Here is a 552-nt window from a genome sequence, read left to right as displayed (position 1 = left end):
ATATCCGCAGCTTCGGTGACTGGCTTAGCCCCGTTACATCTTCCGCGCAGGACGACTCGATCAGTGAGCTATTACGCTTTCTTTAAATGATGGCTGCTTCTAAGCCAACATCCTGACTGTTTTAGCCTTCCCACTTCGTTTTCCACTTAGCCAATCTTTGGGACCTTAGCTGGCGGTCTGGGTTGTTTCCCTCTTGACGCCGGACGTTAGCACCCGACGTCTGTCTCCCAAGCTCGCACTCATCGGTATTCGGAGTTTGCAATGGTTTGGTAAGTCGCAATGACCCCCTAGCCATAACAGTGCTCTACCCCCGATGGTGATACTTGAGGCACTACCTAAATAGTTTTCGGAGAGAACCAGCTATTTCCAAGTTTGTTTAGCCTTTCACCCCTACCCACAGCTCATCCCCTAATTTTTCAACATTAGTGGGTTCGGACCTCCAGGGCGTGTTACCGCACCTTCATCCTGGCCATGAGTAGATCACTTGGTTTCGGGTCTACACCCAGCGACTGATCGCCCTATTCGGACTCGATTTCTCTACGGCTTCCCTAT

The 552-nt window shown here is 50.9% G+C and carries 1 rRNA gene; it reads right to left on the bottom strand.

The annotated features are described in order from the left end of the window. A 23S ribosomal RNA gene (locus AC1RJW_RS29765) occupies positions 1 to 552 on the bottom strand; the annotation flags it as partial.

Source organism: Janthinobacterium sp. GW822-FHT07A03, from assembly GCF_058798815.1.
Note: the sequence above shows the minus strand (reverse complement) of the source record. Positions and strands in the feature narration are given on the sequence as shown.